General features: G+C 49.0%; 3 protein-coding genes. All 3 read left to right on the plus strand.

Translation table 11 applies throughout. The features are described 5' to 3' along the window. Nucleotides 1-133 precede the first annotated feature (133 nt). On the plus strand, nucleotides 134-322 hold the full coding sequence (locus ACJ2PR_RS35935; RefSeq protein WP_446870201.1) for a hypothetical protein: 189 nt from the start codon (nucleotides 134-136) through the stop codon (nucleotides 320-322). A gap of 118 nt (nucleotides 323-440) precedes the next feature. Further along, complete coding sequence (locus ACJ2PR_RS35940) at nucleotides 441-755, plus strand: Uma2 family endonuclease (RefSeq protein WP_446870200.1); 315 nt, start codon at nucleotides 441-443, stop codon at nucleotides 753-755. A gap of 401 nt (nucleotides 756-1,156) precedes the next feature. After that, on the plus strand, nucleotides 1,157-1,529 hold a 373-nt coding region (locus ACJ2PR_RS35945; RefSeq protein WP_446880645.1), incomplete at its 3' end, for a DUF2887 domain-containing protein.

A 1,529-nucleotide genomic window follows, 5' to 3' on the forward strand; every position in this document is an offset into this window, starting at 1 on the left:
AGGCGGTGCTATGAACAACATTAATTCCTGATAGAAATAGCCTCAAACCCCGATGCCTTCGTTCCTGAACAGTCTGGCGAGGTTAACCTCAAAGCCAGGCACAGTCTCGCTTACAAATTCTTGAATAAGTCTAATGAGAGCATCGTTTCTGGTTGCAGGCTCCGTGATTTCCAAGCCCTTATCACCCTCCTTACCCAGCACCGCCGACCTGCCCTGCTCAGATGATACGCCCGTGGACAACGAAGACCAAAACCTGCTGCCTAACCTGTTGCTATTATTGTTAACCAGCATTTGGGCGGAGCGGATTGGTACTTTGGGGTAGAGATGGCGGTGTATCACACGACGGGCGTGAGTCCGAAGGTTCTCGTTGTCCCAGATGGGTTTTTAAGTGTCGGGGTGGAGCGCAAGAAGGGGGGCAAATCGCGGCGCAGCCATGCCACATGGGAAGAAAACGACATCGTGCGATCTTTGTCCTAGAAATGGTGTCACACACGCCACGAGAGGAGTATGACGAGAAGCTAGAGATTTATCGCAAGCTGGGTGTGTTGTACTACCTGGTGTATAACCCAGAGTTTTGGCGACGCGACCAGCATCAACCGTTTGAGTTGTATAAGTTAGAGAACGATAGTTATCAACTACAGATTGGAGAGCCGTATTGGATGCCAGAAGTGGGATTAGGGATTGGACGCTATCGAGGCGTGGTGGGTGGACTTAACCAAGAAATATTGACCTGGTACAATAGATTTCCTGCATGAATACCTGGCGATTGAAATCGCTGCTATCAGAACAAAGTCCACCTCCGTGGACTAACGGTTAAAATCGCCTCTTTAGTGTGCGAAGGCACACTTTGCTCTTGTAGCCCCGACTTTAGTCGGAGGGCATCTATGATTCGTGCAGGAAGTCTAATAGACAGGGCTATCGCTATCTCAGTTCAGAAGAACGGGCTGAACGGTTGGAGGCATATCTGCGATTAGCGCAAAGCGCAACTCCGTAGGAACCGCAGGGAATTGACCCCAATCAGCTACCTAACTAGACGCGATCGACACTCATAGCGCGATTAGCGCAAAGCGCAACTCCGAGGGAACCGCCTACACCTGCAAGGTCTATCAATAGGGAATTTAGCTAACTTGAGGTGCTGCTTAGAGTACACTTGACCGTGTTGTTCTCTCTGCCTCTGATGCGCCGTGATCCACTGTTCTACAAGCTGTTTCAACAATCTCCCACACTCTTGTTTGATCTGATTGGAACTAGACCGAGCAATGCGGCTGATTATCGCTTTGATTCTGTTGCAGTGAAAGAGCCAAAGTTTGAGATTGATGGGGTGTTTTTGCCGCCAGATAATGTGATTGGGACAATTTACTTCTGTGAGCTTCAAATGCAGAGGGATGAACGGCTCTACGAACGACTTTTAGCTGAATCTGCATTGTATTTTTATCGGAATCGAGACCGCTTTAATGACTGGGAAACTGTGATTATCTATCCATCGCGCAGTGTCGAGCAAAGCGATCTGCATCCGCATCGGTCTTTTC

It is taken from the genome of Phormidesmis sp. 146-33 (assembly GCF_052939515.1).

What these genes read in the sequence shown, in the direction of transcription:
- ACJ2PR_RS35935 (WP_446870201.1), top strand. Translation starts at nt 134, where the DNA reads ATGAGAGCATCGTTTCTGGTTGCAGGCTCCGTGATTTCCAAGCCCTTA.
- ACJ2PR_RS35940 (WP_446870200.1), top strand. Translation starts at nt 441, where the DNA reads ATGGGAAGAAAACGACATCGTGCGATCTTTGTCCTAGAAATGGTGTCA.